The following is a 15,160-nucleotide window of genomic DNA, read 5'->3' on the forward strand; positions in this document are numbered from 1 at the left end:
CGACACAACGCATCGCCGCCGGACTTCAGCCCATCAATTCCACCGCCAGCGCGGTCGCTTCGCCACCACCGATGCACAGCGACGCCAGTCCGCGCTTCGCGCCCCGCGCCTCCAGCGCCGACAGCAATGTCGCGATGACGCGCGCGCCGCTGGCGCCGATCGGGTGGCCGAGCGCGCAGGCGCCGCCGTTGACGTTCAGCACGTCGTGACCGATCGACAGGTCGTGCATCGCGATCATCGCGACGACGGCGAACGCCTCGTTCACCTCGAACAGATCGACGTCGCCGATGCTCCAGCCGGCCTTGTCCAGCGCCTTGCGCATCGCGAAGACGGGCGCGGTGGTGAACAGCGACGGGGCGTGCGCGTGGCCGGCGTGCGCGACGACGCGCGCGATGGGCGTCAGGCCGAGCCGCTCCGCCACGCTGGCGCGCGTCATCACGAGCGCGGCGGCGCCGTCGCTGATCGAGGAGGCGTTGGCGGCGGTGATCGTGCCGTCCTTCGAAAACGCGGGCTTCAGCGTCGGGATCTTGGCGATGTCGCCCTTGGCCGGCTGTTCGTCCAGCGTAACGGTGGTCGTGCCCTTGCGACCCGACACCGCGACGCCGACGATCTCGCGATCGAACGCACCCGACGTCTGCGCGGCCTGTGCGCGCTGCAAGGACGCAATCGCGAAGTCGTCCATCGCAGCGCGCGTGAACTGATAGTCGCGCGCGGTATCCTCGGCGAAGCTGCCCATCAGCTTGCCCGGATCGTAGGCATCCTCCAGCCCGTCGAGGTACATGTGATCCTTCAGCACGTCGTGCCCGATGCGTGCGCCGGCGCGGTGGCGCATCGAGAGGTACGGCGCGTTGGTCATGCTCTCCATGCCGCCCGCCACGATCACGTCGGCGGAGCCGGCGGCCAGCGTGTCGGCGGCCATGATCGCGGCCTGCATGCCGCTGCCGCACATCTTGTTGAGCGTGGTTGCCTCGATCTGTTGCGGCAGGCCCGCCTTCAGCGCCGCCTGTCGCGCGGGCGCCTGGCCGAGGCCGGCGGGTAGCACGCAGCCCATGTAGATACGGTCGATCGCATCGCCCGACACGCCCGCCCGCTCCACCGCACCGCCTACCGCCGCCGCGCCGAGTTCGGTCGCGGACGCGCCGGACAGGCTGCCCTGAAAGCTGCCCATCGGCGTGCGGGCATAGCTGACGATGACGACGGGGTCGGCGGCGGGCATGGTAAATCCTCTCGATGACTTTGCGTGGCGCCGTACCCGGCTTCTCAGTGCAGGTCGACCGGTGGCGCGTCGACCTTCTTGCCGGCGGGCGGCTTCGGCGGCTTCTTCAGGAACACGACCAGCGGCACCGACAGCGCGGTGACGATCGCCATCAGCCAGAAATCGTCGAGATAGGCGATCATCGCCGCCTCCCGGTTCACGATCCCGTCCAGCATCGACAGCACACTGTCGGATGCCACGCCGAAGCGTTGCAGCATCGACAGGTCGTATCCCGCCATCGCCGACGCATTCAGGTGCGGCGCGAGGTCGGCATGGCTGGTCTGGATGTTGCGGGCCAGCAGCGCGGTGACGATCGAGATGCCGACCGACGCGCCGATGTTGCGCATCAGGTTCATCAGCGACGAGCCTTCGGTCCGGAACTGCGGCGGCAGCGTCGCGAACGCCATCTGGTTGAGCGGCATGAAGACGAGGCCGAGGCCCAGACCCTGCACCAGTCCGTCGACGATGAACGGGGTGGACCCCATCACCACCGTCCAGTGCGTCATCTGCCACAGCGAGAACGCCGCGACCGAGAAACCGACGCCGACCAGGATGCGCGGGTCGAACCCGCGCTGCGTCAACTGCGCTGCGACGAACATGCTGACGAGCACGCCGACACCGCGCGGCATCATCAGCACGCCGGTGTCGAGCACGGGATAGCCGTAGATGCGCTGGAGCATCGGCGGCAGCAGCGCCATCGTCGCCATCATCACCACGCCGACGACCAGCATGAAGGCGAGACCGGTGACGAGGTTGCGGTTCGCGAACATCTCGCGTTCGAACATCGGCTTCTTCGCGGTGAAGAGGTGGATGACGAACATCCAGAGCGCGATGCCGGCGATCGTCGCCTCGATGACCACTTCAGGCGAGGAGAACCAGTCTTCGTTCTGGCCGCGATCCAGCATCAATTGCAGCCCGGCGATCCCGAGCGCCAGCAGCGTGAAGCCCATCACGTCGAACGGCCGCACCCGCACCGGCCGCGACGGCAGCAGCGCCCACAGCACGACGAAGCAGAACACGCCGAGCGGCAGGTTGACGTAGAACACCCAGCGCCAGTTGTAGCTCTCGGTCAGCCACCCGCCGATCAGCGGCCCCAGGATCGGGCCGACCATGATGCCCATGCCCCAGATCGCCATCGCCTTGCCCTGTCGTTCGGGCGGGTTGATGTCGAGCATCACCGTCTGGCTCAGCGGGTTCATGAACGCGGCGCTGATGCCTTGCAGGATGCGGAAGATCACCATCTCGGTCAGACCCGTAGCGAGACCGCACAGCGCCGACGACGCGACGAAGCCCGCGACTGACCACAGGAACAGGTTGCGGCTGCCGATACGGTCGGACAGCCAGCCGGTGATTGGGATCGCGATGGCCGACGCGACGATGTAGCTGGTCAGCACCCACGTCACCGTGTCGGCGGTGGCGCCGAGCGCGGTCTGCATATGCGGCAGGGCGACGTTGGCGATCGTGCTGTCGAGGATCTGCATGATCGTCGCGAGCATGACGCCGACCGTCAGCAGCGGACGGTTGGTCGTGGCGAGCGCCGCCACGCCCGCCGGGGGCGGGGCGGGGATGGGGCGCGCGGAAGCGGAGGCGAGGGCGGATGCTGCGGTTGCCACGGCTACCTCCCCTCCCTGGAAGGGAGGGGCCGGGGGTGGGTTGGCATGAGGGGCATGGGCACGTCAGCCAACGGGCCGACCCACCCCCGACCCCTCCCTTTCAGGGAGGGGAGGCGTGTCATCGCACGTCCACCCGCACATCGGCACTCAGCCCCGCGATCAGCTGGCGCGGGCTCTTCTCGTCGATGGCGATGCGCACCGGCACGCGCTGCGTTACCTTCACCCAGTTGCCGTTGGCGTTCTGCGCTGGCAGCACCGAGAATTCGCTGCCCGTGCCCGCGCCGATCGAGGCGACATGGCCTTTCAGCTTCAGGCCGGGATAGGCGTCGAAGCTGACTTCGGCGGCCTGCCCCACGCGCATCTTGTTCAGGTCGGTTTCCTTGAAGTTCGCCTCCACCCACGATCGCGTGTCGGCGACGATGGTGACGGCGGGCAGGCCGGTGACCATCATCTGCCCGACCTGCAACCGGTCGGCCTGGCTGACCTGACCACCCACCGGCGCGCGGACCTCGGTCCGCGACAGGTCGAGCTGCGCCTTCGACCGCGCGACCTGCGCGGCGGCGATCTGCGGGTTCTGACCCGGCACGGCGGCGCCGGTGGCGAGCTTCGCGCGCGCCTCGTTCGCATCGGCCTGTGCGCTCTGGAGCCCGGCGCGAGCCTGTTCCAGCGCGTGCTGCGACTGTTCCAGACGCGCGCGGGTGGTGAAGCCGCGGCGCATCAGTTCGGCCTGCCGCGCATAATCCTCCTGCGCGGCCGCGATCCGGTCGCGGGCGGCGGTGATGTCGGCGCCGGTGCCGGCATAGCTGGTCTGGAGCGTCTGCACCGTCACCTGCGCACCGGCGATCTGCGCGTTCGCCTGCGCGACGGCGATGCGATACGGCTCCGGATCGATGCGGAACAGCAGGTCGCCCGCCTTCACCTGCTGGTCCTCGCGCACGTTCACCGACACGATGCGGCCGGCGACGTCGCTTGCCACGGACACCTTGTCCTGCGAGACATAAGCGTTGTCGGTGTCGACGTAGCGGCCCGACGTCGCCCACAGCCAGGCGACGAACCCAATGACGATCAGCGGCACGCCGAACATCAGCAGCGGGCGGATCCAGCGGCGCTTCGTTTTCGCCGGCGCCGGTTGTTCGGCAACGGGGGTAGCCGTAGCGATCTCGGCGGCGTCGATCCGGGGGTCTGCCTCAGCCATGGGCTGCGTCCTTCAGCATGGGGTCGTCCAGTAGATTGTCGCGGATGCGGGCAAGCGCATCCTTCAATTGGGTTCGCGCGGCGTCGTTCAGCCCACTGAAGGCCGCCTCGAACATCGCGTCGGCATGCGCGCGCATCGTTTCCAGCAGCGGCGTCGCGGCGTCGGTCAGGAAGATCTGCCATGCCCGGCGGTCGGCGGGATCGCGGCGGCGCTCGACCAGCCCGGATTCCTCCAGCCGGTCGATCATGCGGCACAGGGTGATGGGCTCGACCTCCAGCAGGTCGGCGAGCCGGCCCTGGTTGATGCCTTCGTTGCGGGAGAGGGTGACCAGCGTCTTCCACTGCGCACGCGTGGCGCCGAACGACCGTGCGCGCTCGTCGAAACGGCGGCGCATCAGGCGCGAGACATCGCTGATGAGAAAACCTAGAGTATCGCTCATGCCGGCGCATATAATAAGTGTGCTTACTGAATCCAGCAATATTTCGACACGAACGGGAGGATGCGATGACGGCGATGGAGGGTGGGTGCTTCTGCGGCGCCAAACGCTATCGTGCGGAGGTCGGGTCGACCGACGCCTATCTGTGTCATTGCCGCATGTGTCAGCGTATCAGTGGCAACGTCAGCCTCGCGCTCGTCAACGTCCGCAAGGCCGATGTGCGCTGGGTCGGGGAGCTAGATTATTATCGCTCTTCGCCGATCGCCCGTCGCGGTTTCTGCGCGACATGCGGCACGACCCTGACCTTCGAATTCCCCGACAGCGACATGATGGACCTGACCGTCGCCAGCTTCGACGATCCGTCGCCGTTCGTGCCGACGATGCACTATGCGGTGGAGAGCCTGCATGAGGCGTGGGTTGACACCGGCGCGCTGAAGCGCATGCGCAGCGAGGAGAATGACAACGTCGTGAAGAGATGGATGGATGCCTGTGGCAAGCTCCCCGACTGACAAACCCGAGACGGTCTTCTTCGACGGCTTCGACGGGCAGCGTCTCGCCTGCCATGTGATGGGCGAGGGGCGGACCGTCGTGCTGATCCACGGCTATTTCAGCGACGCGAACACCAACTGGATCCGCTATGGCCACGCCGCCGCCATCGCCGCGAAGGGCTTCCGCGTCGTGATGCCTGACCTGCGCGCGCATGGGCAGAGCGCCAAGCCGCGCGACGCCGCCGCCTATCCGGTCGATGCGCTGACGCGGGACGGTCACGCGCTGATCGCGCATCTCGGGCTCACCGATTATGATCTCGGCGGTTATTCGCTCGGCGCGCGCACGACCGCGCGGATGCTGGCGACGGGTGCGACGCCGCGGCGCATCGTGTTCGCCGGCATGGGGCTGGAGGGGGTGACCGACGTGCATCGCCGCACCGATTATTTCCGCCATGTGCTCGGCAATCTCGGCACGCATCCACGCGGGTCGCCGGCGTTCATGGCGGAGGCGTTTCTGAAGACGACCGGCGGCGATCCGGTCGCACTGACCGCGGTGCTCGACAGTTTCGCCGACACCACGCTGGAGGAGGTCGCCTCCTTCCGCCAGCCCGCGCTGGTGGTGATGGGCGAGGATGACGACGAGGTCGGATCGGCGCAGGCGCTGGCCGATGCCCTGCCCGATGCGCGCCACGTCAGCATTCCCGGCGGACACATGAGCGCGGTAACGAAGCCCGAGCTGGGCACCGCGATCGCCGACTTCCTCGCCGCTTGACCGGGGCGGACCGGGGGCGCAGTTTCCCGCCAGTGTCCGCGTATACCGAGGAATTTCCGATGCTTCGTACCGCCGCTTCGCTCGCCGTCCTGGCGTGCGCGCTCCACGCCGCCGCCGCATCCGCGCAGAGCGCGCCGACCATCACGGCGGGTGCGAAGCCGGCCGCGGCGGAGGCCGACCGCTTCGTCGCGGAGGTCGAAACCTACATGGCCGTGCGCAGCGTCGATTCCGCGCGTATCCAGTGGGTCAACGCGACCTACATCACCGACGATACCGACGCGCTGGTCGCGAAGGTTTCGGCAGCGCTCAACACCGATCAGGTCCGTTTCGCGCTGGAGGCGGCGAAGTTCCAGAAGGCGCCCAGCCTGTCGCCCGACACGAAGCGCAAGCTGGACCTGCTGCGCGGCACGATCACCTTGCCCGCTCCGACGACGCCGGGCGCCGCGACGCAGCTGGCCGAAGCGACGACGCGGATGACCTCCATCTACGGCAAGGGGAAGGGCACGCTCGACGGCAAGCCGATCAACGGTTCGGATATCGAGGCGGCGATGGGCACGACCCGCGACCCCGCCAAGCTGAAGGAGATGTGGGTCAGCTGGCACGACAATGTCGGCGCGCCGATGCGCGGCGACTATGCGACGATGGCGGGCCTGACGAACCGCGGCGCGGCCGAGCTTGGCTATGCCGATGCCGGTGCCATGTGGCGGTCGGGCTACGACATGCCGCCCGAGCAGTTCGCGGCGCTGACCGACAAATTGTGGAAGGAGGTCGAGCCGCTCTATCTCGCGCTTCACACCTACACCCGCTGGAAGCTGAACGAGAAATACGGCGACGCGGTGCAGGCGAAGACCGGTCCGATCCGCGCCGACCTGCTCGGCAATATGTGGGCGCAGGAATGGGGCAACATCTACGACATCGTCGCGCCGAAGGGGGCGGGCGACGTCGGCTTTGATGTCGGTGACCTGCTGGTCGAGAAGAAGTTCGACGCGCTGAAGATGGTGAAGGCGGGGGAGGGCTTCTATTCCTCGCTCGGCTTCGCGGCGCTGCCGCCGACCTTCTGGCAGCGCAGCCAGTTCACCAAGCCCGCCGACCGCGAAGTCGTCTGCCACGCCTCCGCCTGGGACATCGACAACAAGGACGACCTGCGCATCAAGATGTGCATCAAGGTGAACGGCGACGATTTCACCGTCATCCACCACGAACTCGGCCACAACTATTATCAGCGCGCCTACAAGGCGCAGCCGTACCTGTATCTGAACGGCGCCAACGACGGCTTCCACGAAGCGATCGGCGATTTCGTCGCGCTGTCGATCACGCCCGAATATCTCGTGCAGATCGGCCTGCTCGACAAAGCGAAGGTGCCGAGCGCAGACAAGGATGTCGGGCTGTTGCTGCGTCAGGCGATGGACAAGGTCGCGTTCCTGCCGTTCGGCCTGCTGATGGACAAATGGCGCTGGGGCGTCTTCTCTGGCCAGATCAAGCCGACCGGCTACGAGGCGGGTTGGAACGCGCTGCGCCTGCAATATCAGGGCGTCGCCCCGCCGGTGCCGCGCGACGAGACGAAGTTCGATCCGGGGGCGAAATACCACATCCCGGCGGGCGTGCCGTACACCCGCTACTTCCTCGCCCGCCTGCTCCAGTTCCAGTTCTACAAGGCCGCCTGCGATCAGGCGGGGTGGAAGGGGCCGCTGCACCGGTGCAGCTTCTACGGCGACAAGGCGGTCGGCGCGAAGCTGGACGCGATGCTGAAGATGGGCCAGTCCAAGCCGTGGCCCGATGCCTTGCAGGCCTTCACCGGCAGCCGCGAGATGTCGGGCAAGGCGATGGTCGATTATTTCGCGCCGCTGAAGACGTGGCTGGATGCGCAGAACAAGGGGAAGCCGCAGGGATGGTAAGGATCGCAACGTTCGCCGCCGCGGGAGCGGCACTGTTGGCAAGCCCGGTCGCGGCGCAGACGATGCTGCCGAGCGGCATCGAACGCGGCGAAACGCTGTTGCAGGTGCAGGCCACGGGCCGCGCCTATTACGCGCCCGACGTCGCGACGATCAGCGTCGGCGTGGTCAGCACCGGCACGACCGCGCGCGAGGCGACCGACGCCAATGCGAAGACGATGACCGCTGTCATCGCCGCCGTGCGCGGCGCCGGGGTCGATGCGCGCTATGTGCGCACGCAGCAGATCAACGTGCAGCCGCGCTTCGCCCGCAATTCGCCCAATGATTACGAGGGGCAGGCGCAGATCACCGGCTATGTCGCGCGCAACACCGTGACGGTGCGAGTGGTGAAGCTGGCGAGTGCACCGGATGTCATCGCCGCGGCGTTCGGCGCAGGGGCCAATTCGGTCAACGGTCCGAACCTGTCGAACAGCGATCCCGATGCCGCGCTAGAAAAAGCCCGTGGCGACGCCGTCGCCAATGCGCAGAAGGAGGCAGAGGATTACGCCAGGGCGTTCGGCTTGCGTGTCGTCCGCGTGCTGCGCATCGGTGCGCGGGGTACGCAGACGGGTTATGACGATATCGTCGTGAGCGGCAACCGACTTTCCGCTCCACCGCCGCCGCCGCCCCCACTGATGATGGCCGCCCCGGTAGCGGGTGGGGAAATGATACGCACCTATACGGTGTGGGTGGACTACGCGTTGGCGAAGTAACAATTCTCACGCGCCGTTCATGCCGGGCGAAGTCCAAGCGCCATGGGATCGATGCGCTTCGACTTCGCTCAGGGCAAACGGATCGGTGTGCTCAGCCGTCCTGCTTCGTCGTCCCGCCTCGCGTGTTGCCGCGGCCGGCGTAGATGATCCCGCCGATCGCCGCTCCGATGGCGGCGACGCCGCCCAGGATCGCGGCGAAGAAGTTGCGGTCGCCGATGCGTTCGCGCGTGTCTGACACCAGCCGGGCGGGGGCGGAGTCGGCGACGGCGCGAGCGGCGGTCTGGCGGGCGGCGCTGGCCTTGGCGCGGACGCTGCGTGCGGCCTTGGTCGCGGTGTCGGTGACGCTTTCGGAGGTAGCAGGCTTGGCGGCGCGTTTGGCCGGCGCCTTGCGCGGCGCGGCGGTGCGGGTCGTGGTGCGCTTGGCGGGGGCGCGGCGCGTTGCGGGTTTAGCGGCGGGCGGCGTGGCAGCTTCGGTTGCCGCGCCCTCGGTCGCCGCAGCCGGTGTCGCGTCCTCGACCTTGGGCGTCGCCTTGCGCGTGGTGCGGCGCGTGGTCGTGCCGGTCTTGCGGCGGGGCGGGGCGGAGGTCGGGGTCTTGGGCGGCTGTGCCATGGTCATGCTCCGGCTGGCGAGGAGTCGTTACGCTCCCAAATCATTTGCGTGCGTAGAGGTTCCCTTGGCAAGGATTCTGCTCTCAAACGCCACGCCGTCAGACGGGACGGCTGCGCCGCCCCGCTGCCCGACGTGGCGAGTCCGCCATTTGCTTGCGCAAATGGACGGCCGCCCGCATCTCACCTGAACGGCGGTTCGCTGAACGCGCGCAGCTTGCGGCTGTGCAGCTTCGGTCCCTCACGGCGCAGTTCCTCGCAGGTTTCGATGCCGATGCGCATGTGTTCGTTGATCGCGCGTTCGTAGAATCGGTTGGCTTGCCCCGGTAGCTTGAGTTCGCCGTGGAGCGGCTTGTCCGACACGCACAGCAACGTCCCGTAGGGCACGCGGAAGCGATAGCCCTGCGCGGCGATCGTCGCCGATTCCATGTCGATGCCGACCGCGCGGCTGAGCGAGAAGCGCAGCGCCGATTGCGAATAGCGCAGTTCCCAGTTGCGGTCGTCGGTGGTGACGATCGTACCGGTGCGCAGGCGTCGCTTCAGTTCCTCGCCCGACTGACCCGACACGGTCGCCGCGGCGCGCGCCATCGCGACCTGCACTTCAGCGATCGCCGGCACCGGGATCTCGGGCGGCAGCACGTCGTCGAGCACATGGTCGTCGCGCAGATAGGCGTGGGCGAGCACATAGTCGCCGATCCGCTGCGACGGGCGCAGGCCGCCGCAATGGCCGATCATCAGCCACGCCTCGGGCCGCAGCACGGCCAAGTGATCGCAGATCGTCTTTGCGTTCGACGGGCCGACGCCGATGTTGACGAGCGTGATGCCGGTGCCGTCCGGCGCCATCAGGTGATAGGCGGGCATCTGGTGGCGGCGGTACGCGGTGCTGTCGCCAGCGATCAGGTCGACGTCGTCCGGGCTGGTGATGACGGTGCCGCCCGCGCCCGACAGGCCGGTGTAGCGCGACGGATGCCCCGCCGCGTCCGGCCCGAGCTGCGACGCGCCCCAGCGGACGAATTCGTCGACGTAACGGTGATAGTTGGTGAAGAGGATATAGCGCTGCACATGCTCGGGCGGCGTGCCGGTATAGTGCCGCAGCCGCGCGAGGCTAAAGTCGGTGCGCAGCCCGTCGAACAGCGCCAGCGGGCGGATGCCGTCGACCGATTCCCAGATACCGTCGGCGATCTCGTCACCGATATGCGCCAGCTCCGTCGCCGGAAAATGGCGGGCGAGGTCGAGCGCGGATACTTCGTCGAGCGCCAGCGCGTGGCCGGGATCGAGCACATAGGGGAAAGGAATTTCCTGCCGCCCCTCCGCCGCACTGACGGCGACGTCGTAATCCTCCATCAGCAGCGTCAGCTGTTCGATCAGATAGTCGGCGACCATCGCGGGCTTCGTTACGCTGATCGCATATTCGCCCGGCGTCACCAGCCGCCCGAACGAGCGCAGCGGTGCGGGCTGAGCATCGCCGGCGCGATAGGTCAGGCGGATCTCGGGATAGGCGAACGAACCGTCGAACCGGCTTTCCTGCGCGGGCGGGGTGCCGTCGGTGAGGTAGCGGGTCAGCGCCGCCTTCAACCGGCCGACGGAGGCGGTGTAGAGGCGGTCGAGTTCGGCGACGATGTCGGATGCTTCGGTCATCGAAGAGGGTTAGGGCCGGACGATGACACTGGCAAGTCGGTCGGGATGCAGGCCCGAAGAGGGGCCAGGGCGAGTGTCATTCAAGCGACATGTTGAGCGTGAATGTTGAGACGAAAACACGTATGATTCCTCTCGTGAAACGGGCCTGAAGCGCAACATGTCGGTTGAGCTTTGATGGTGTGATGCTCAACCGATGCGTCGCGCTTCGCTGGAGCGGTTCCGGGATAGCGATCGCGAGCTTCGTAGGACAGAGCGGGCCAGGAAACGCAGGTCGTTGCCACGCGTCACCCCGGACTGGTTCCGGGGGCCACTGCGCCGCGATCGACACATTCGATCTGCGTGCCGCAGCACAAGCGGCTTGGTGGACCCCGGGACAAGTCCAGGGTGACGTCGAAGGGCCGAAATGCTGCCCTCGCCATACAAGCCAGTCCTGAACGAAAGACGGCGCCGGGTTGCCCCGACGCCGCCGATCATTCGAATGTCGAAGCGTTACTTCTTGGCGGGCGTCTTGCGTGCCGTCGTCGTGCGACGGGCAGGCGTACGCTTCGCCGGCGTGTCCTTCGACAGCAGGGTCGCGCCATAGGCCGCACCGGCTACCGCTGCGACGGCACCGACCGCGATGGCGGCGGCGGTTTTCGGATTGGCCTTCACCACATCGACCGCGGTGGACAGCGCGTCGCTGACGCTGTCCTTACCCTTGGCGATCAGCTCAGCCCGCTCGTCGGCGGTGGTGCCCGTGACCTTGTCGAGCGTTTCGGTGGTGGCGGTGGTCGTGGTGTCGTTGGTCAGCGTGGTGTCGGTCATGACGATCCCTTTCGAAAACTGTGCCGTCCCAACCACCGGGTGCGTAACGAAGTTCCCGCACCCGGCACCATGGGCGGCGTTACAGCCGTTCGAGCAGATATTCGGCCGAGCTGACCTTGAATTCGCCCGGCGCCTCGACGTTCAACTGTTCGACGACGCCGTCGTTGACGATCATCGAATAGCGCTGGCTGCGCGTGCCCATGCCGAACTTGCTGCTGTCCATCTCGAGGCCGGTCGCGCGCGCGAAGTCAGCGTTGCCGTCGGCCAGCATCGTCACCGCGTCGCCCGATCCGCTCGAATCCTTCCAAGCGTTCATCACGAAGGCATCGTTGACCGAGACGCAGGCGATCGCGTCGACGCCCTTGGCCTTCAGATCCTCCGCCTTGTCGGCGAAGCCGGGCAGGTGACGCGCGGAACAGGTCGGGGTGAAGGCGCCCGGTACCGCGAACAGCGCGACGCGACGGCCGGCGAAGAAGTCGTCGGTGCTGACGCCCTCGGGGCCGTCAGCGGTCGCCTTCGCGAAGCCGACGCTGGGAATACGGTCGCCAACCTTGATCGTCATATGATGCGCTCCTGTCGCCGACGCAGGAGGCGCCAGCCGTTCGGCGCACATCTGGCCGTGCGCGGCGATTTTTCAAGCGCGATCGCGCAACGCCGGTCGCCGCGGTCGGTTGAGCGCGGTATGGACGATGCGATGTACCTGACCGGCCAGTTTCTCGTCGCGATGCCCGGCATCGGCGATCCGCGGTTCGAGCGGTCGGTGATCGCGATGTGCAGCCATGATGCGGAGGGTGCGCTGGGCATCGGGATCGGCGCGACCTATGCCGGCATCGGCTTCCACGACGTCCTGCGCCAGCTCGACGTCGATCCGGGCGATGCGACGGACATGGCGATGCACGTCGGCGGGCCGGTCGAGCTTCGCCGCGGCTTCGTGCTGCACACGCTGGACTGGGCCGGCGGCGACACGGTAGATGTGGCGGGCCGCTGGGCGCTCTCTGGGACGCTCGACGTATTGAAGGCGATCGGGGCGGGCACCGGCCCGTCGCGCTGGCTGCCGGCGCTCGGCTATGCCGGCTGGGGGGCGGGGCAGCTGGAGGCGGAGATGACGCGCCACGGCTGGCTGGTCGCCGATGCGGGCGCGGACCTCATCTTCGACACGCTGGCAGAGCGGCGCTGGGACGTCGCGGTCGCCGGCGTCGGCATCGATCCGCGCATGCTGTCGAGCGAATCCGGCACCGCCTGATCGCGCTTTACGATCCGTAAAGCGGCGGCGGTTAGCAGGGAGCGCATGGACCTGCCCGCCCGCCTGATCGACCTCGCCCTGCCGACGATACAGGTGTGGGCGTTCAGCTTTGCCTTCATGACCGCGCTTGAGCTGCTGCTCCCGCGCAGCCGCTACAGCGTGCGCGGTCGCGCGATCGGCGTGGTGTTCTGGTCGATCTGGCTCGTCATTAGTGCAGTGGCCTACAGCCTCTTCAATACCGTGCGCGCGGCAATGGGGATCGAGCCGCTGATCGTCCTGCCGCTCGGCTCGCCCTGGGCAGGGCCGGTCGCTTTCGTCATCGCCCCGGTGCTGGGCGCATTCCTCTACGACTTCTTCTTCTACTGGTGCCACCGCGCGCAGCATCGCTGGTTGTGGCGTTACCACGCGGTGCATCATTCGATCCGGGAGATGTCGGCGGTCAACGCCTTCCATCACCCGACCGAGCCGTTCTTCCAGATCCTGATGATCGCCATTCCCGCCAGCCTGATCGTGTCGGACGCAGCCCCCGCGGTGCCGGCGATGCTCGCCATCCTGCACCTGCAGGCTGCGTTCATCCATTCGCCGTCGACGATGCACCTGGGGCCGCTGCGGTGGCTGTTCGTCGACAACCGTTTCCACCGGATCCACCATTCGACCCAGCAGAAGCACTTCGATCATAATTTCGGCGCGACGACGACGATCTGGGATCGCATCTTCGGCACGGCGTGGATGCCGGCGGCCGACGAGTGGCCCGATACCGGCATCGCCGAGGTGGATCAGCCGCGGACGCTGCGCGACTGGATCATGCTGCCGTCCGATTTCGACGCGGCGCGCGCCGACGGCGTGGCGGAGCCAGCGCGCGACGCTGTTCCAAACCACATATAAAGATATCTTTATATTTGATCGTCGGCGGCTTCCCGGCTAAGGGGCCGCCATCCTATACTGACAGACCGGAGATACCGACCGTGGCCACCGCCCCCGTTTCGCGCGCGAACGATTATGTCGTCGCCGACATCAGCCTTGCCGAATTCGGCCGTCGCGAGATCGAGATCGCCGAGACCGAGATGCCGGGCCTGATGGCGCTGCGCGAGGAATTCGGCGCGTCGCAGCCGCTGAAGGGTGCGCGCATCACCGGTTCGCTGCACATGACGATCCAGACCGCGGTGCTGATCGAGACGCTGACCGCGCTCGGCGCCGACGTCCGCTGGGCGACGTGCAACATCTATTCGACGCAGGACCATGCCGCCGCCGCCATCGCCGCGACCGGCGTGCCAGTGTTCGCGATCAAGGGCGAGAGCCTGGCCGATTATTGGGACTATGTCGGCGACATTTTCAACTGGGGTGCCGACACGGACGGCACCACCGCGAACATCATCCTCGACGACGGCGGCGACGCGACGATGTTCGCGCTGTGGGGCGCGAAGCTGGAAGCCGGCGCGACGCTGGGCGAGCCGGAGAATGACGAGGAAGTCGAGTTCCAGCGCGCGCTGAAGGCGTTCGTCGCGAAGTATCCGGGTTACCTGACGCAGACGGTCAAGAACCTGAAGGGCGTTTCGGAAGAGACGACCACGGGCGTGCATCGCCTGTACGAGATCGCGAAGAAGGGCGAGCTGCCGTTCCCGGCGATCAACGTCAACGACAGCGTCACCAAGTCGAAGTTCGACAACCTGTACGGCTGCAAGGAATCGCTGGTCGACGCGATCCGCCGCGCCACCGACGTGATGCTGGCCGGCAAGGTCGCCTGCGTCGCCGGTTTCGGCGACGTCGGCAAGGGTTCAGCCCAGTCGCTGCGCAACGGCGGCGCCCGCGTGATGGTGACCGAGGTCGACCCGATCTGCGCACTGCAGGCGGCGATGGAAGGCTTCGAGGTCGTGACGATGGAAGAGGCCGTCGAACGCGCCGACATCTTCTGCACCGCGACCGGCAACGCCGACGTCATCACCGCCGATCACATGAAGGCGATGAAGCCGATGTCGATCGTCTGCAACATCGGCCACTTCGACAGCGAGATCCAGATCGCCGCGCTGTCGAACTACGACTGGACCGAAGTGAAGCCGGGCACCGACCTGGTGAAGTTCCCGGACGGCAAGCAGATCATCGTGCTGGCCAAGGGCCGCCTGGTGAACCTGGGCTGCGCGACGGGCCATCCGTCGTTCGTCATGTCGGCCAGCTTCACCAACCAGACGCTGGCGCAGATCGAGCTGTTCACCAAGGGTGAGAAGTACGAGAACAAGGTCTACGTCCTGCCCAAGCACCTCGACGAGAAGGTCGCGGCGCTGCACCTCGACAAGCTGGGCGTGAAGCTCAGCAAGCTGACGCCGAAACAGGCGGGCTACATCGGCGTCCCGACCGAAGGCCCGTTCAAGCCGGATCACTACCGCTACTAAGTCTGTCCGTCGCAAGGCCTGTCGACGCACGCGCGATAGGCCTTGTCCCGGGGTTCACCGTGCCGCATGAGCAACCCAT

At 67.1% G+C, this 15,160-nt stretch carries 15 protein-coding genes; 7 read left to right on the plus strand and 8 right to left on the minus strand.

The features are described from left to right. Nucleotides 1-25 precede the first annotated feature (25 nt). The 4 genes from ACX40P_RS06455 to ACX40P_RS06470 all read right to left on the minus strand — a co-directional run bounded on the left by ACX40P_RS06455 (nucleotide 26) and on the right by ACX40P_RS06470 (nucleotide 4,502). Nucleotides 26-1,216, minus strand: a complete 1,191-nt coding sequence (locus tag ACX40P_RS06455; protein ID WP_459125502.1) for an acetyl-CoA C-acyltransferase — start codon at nucleotides 1,214-1,216, stop codon at nucleotides 26-28. 44 nt (nucleotides 1,217-1,260) lie between these two features. Then, nucleotides 1,261-2,868 carry a DHA2 family efflux MFS transporter permease subunit gene (locus ACX40P_RS06460; protein ID WP_459125503.1) on the minus strand — a complete coding sequence of 536 codons (1,608 nt, stop codon included), beginning with the start codon at nucleotides 2,866-2,868 and terminating at the stop codon, nucleotides 1,261-1,263. 118 nt (nucleotides 2,869-2,986) lie between these two features. Beyond that, a complete protein-coding gene (locus tag ACX40P_RS06465; protein WP_459125504.1) occupies nucleotides 2,987-4,063 on the minus strand; it encodes an HlyD family secretion protein in 1,077 nt (358 codons plus the stop codon). Beyond that, nucleotides 4,056-4,502 carry a MarR family winged helix-turn-helix transcriptional regulator gene (locus ACX40P_RS06470; protein ID WP_459125505.1) on the minus strand — a complete coding sequence of 149 codons (447 nt, stop codon included), beginning with the start codon at nucleotides 4,500-4,502 and terminating at the stop codon, nucleotides 4,056-4,058. Before ACX40P_RS06470 ends, ACX40P_RS06465 begins: the two co-directional genes overlap by 8 nt. A gap of 65 nt (nucleotides 4,503-4,567) precedes the next feature. Between ACX40P_RS06470 and ACX40P_RS06475 the strand changes: the two genes are divergently transcribed. Genes ACX40P_RS06475 through ACX40P_RS06490 form a run of 4 tightly spaced genes read left to right on the plus strand, consistent with a single transcriptional unit; the run spans nucleotide 4,568 to nucleotide 8,403 of the window. Beyond that, nucleotides 4,568-5,008 (plus strand): GFA family protein, encoded by a 441-nt coding sequence (locus ACX40P_RS06475; protein WP_459125506.1) that lies wholly within the window; start codon nucleotides 4,568-4,570, stop codon nucleotides 5,006-5,008. Further along, entirely contained in the window at nucleotides 4,983-5,759 is a 777-nt protein-coding gene (locus tag ACX40P_RS06480; protein ID WP_459125507.1) for an alpha/beta fold hydrolase, read from the plus strand. Before ACX40P_RS06475 ends, ACX40P_RS06480 begins: the two co-directional genes overlap by 26 nt. Before the next feature lie 59 nt (nucleotides 5,760-5,818). Then, nucleotides 5,819-7,654: a M2 family metallopeptidase gene (locus ACX40P_RS06485; protein WP_459125508.1), complete on the plus strand. Its 1,836-nt coding sequence runs from the start codon at nucleotides 5,819-5,821 to the stop codon at nucleotides 7,652-7,654. Then, the gene (locus tag ACX40P_RS06490) at nucleotides 7,648-8,403 is read left to right on the plus strand and encodes an SIMPL domain-containing protein (protein WP_459125509.1); all 756 of its coding nucleotides are present in this window, start codon (nucleotides 7,648-7,650) and stop codon (nucleotides 8,401-8,403) included. The genes ACX40P_RS06485 and ACX40P_RS06490 overlap by 7 nt, the downstream gene beginning before the upstream one ends. Nucleotides 8,404-8,494: 91 nt before the next feature. On the opposite strand, the gene ACX40P_RS06495 is transcribed toward ACX40P_RS06490, so the two are convergent. From ACX40P_RS06495 to ACX40P_RS06510, 4 genes are all read right to left on the minus strand, one after another. Next, on the minus strand, nucleotides 8,495-9,013 hold the full coding sequence (locus ACX40P_RS06495; protein ID WP_459125510.1) for a hypothetical protein: 519 nt from the start codon (nucleotides 9,011-9,013) through the stop codon (nucleotides 8,495-8,497). 179 nt (nucleotides 9,014-9,192) lie between these two features. Beyond that, nucleotides 9,193-10,647 (minus strand): AMP nucleosidase, encoded by a 1,455-nt coding sequence (locus ACX40P_RS06500; RefSeq protein WP_459125511.1) that lies wholly within the window; start codon nucleotides 10,645-10,647, stop codon nucleotides 9,193-9,195. 489 nt (nucleotides 10,648-11,136) lie between these two features. Next, the gene (locus tag ACX40P_RS06505; RefSeq protein ID WP_459125512.1) at nucleotides 11,137-11,451 is read right to left on the minus strand and encodes a hypothetical protein; all 315 of its coding nucleotides are present in this window, start codon (nucleotides 11,449-11,451) and stop codon (nucleotides 11,137-11,139) included. Nucleotides 11,452-11,530: 79 nt separating this feature from the next. Then, nucleotides 11,531-12,013, minus strand: a complete 483-nt coding sequence (locus ACX40P_RS06510; protein ID WP_459125513.1) for a redoxin family protein — start codon at nucleotides 12,011-12,013, stop codon at nucleotides 11,531-11,533. A 120-nt stretch (nucleotides 12,014-12,133) separates the two neighbouring features. Between ACX40P_RS06510 and ACX40P_RS06515 the strand changes: the two genes are divergently transcribed. From ACX40P_RS06515 to ahcY, 3 genes are all read left to right on the plus strand, one after another. Continuing rightward, on the plus strand, nucleotides 12,134-12,694 hold the full coding sequence (locus ACX40P_RS06515) for a YqgE/AlgH family protein (protein WP_459125514.1): 561 nt from the start codon (nucleotides 12,134-12,136) through the stop codon (nucleotides 12,692-12,694). Between the two features lie 45 nt (nucleotides 12,695-12,739). Further along, on the plus strand, nucleotides 12,740-13,579 hold the full coding sequence (locus ACX40P_RS06520; RefSeq protein WP_459125515.1) for a sterol desaturase family protein: 840 nt from the start codon (nucleotides 12,740-12,742) through the stop codon (nucleotides 13,577-13,579). An 80-nt stretch (nucleotides 13,580-13,659) separates the two neighbouring features. Next, nucleotides 13,660-15,081 carry an adenosylhomocysteinase gene (ahcY, locus tag ACX40P_RS06525; protein WP_459125516.1) on the plus strand — a complete coding sequence of 474 codons (1,422 nt, stop codon included), beginning with the start codon at nucleotides 13,660-13,662 and terminating at the stop codon, nucleotides 15,079-15,081. Nucleotides 15,082-15,160: the final 79 nt, after the last annotated feature.

The organism is Sphingomonas sp. RS2018 (genome assembly GCF_054489605.1).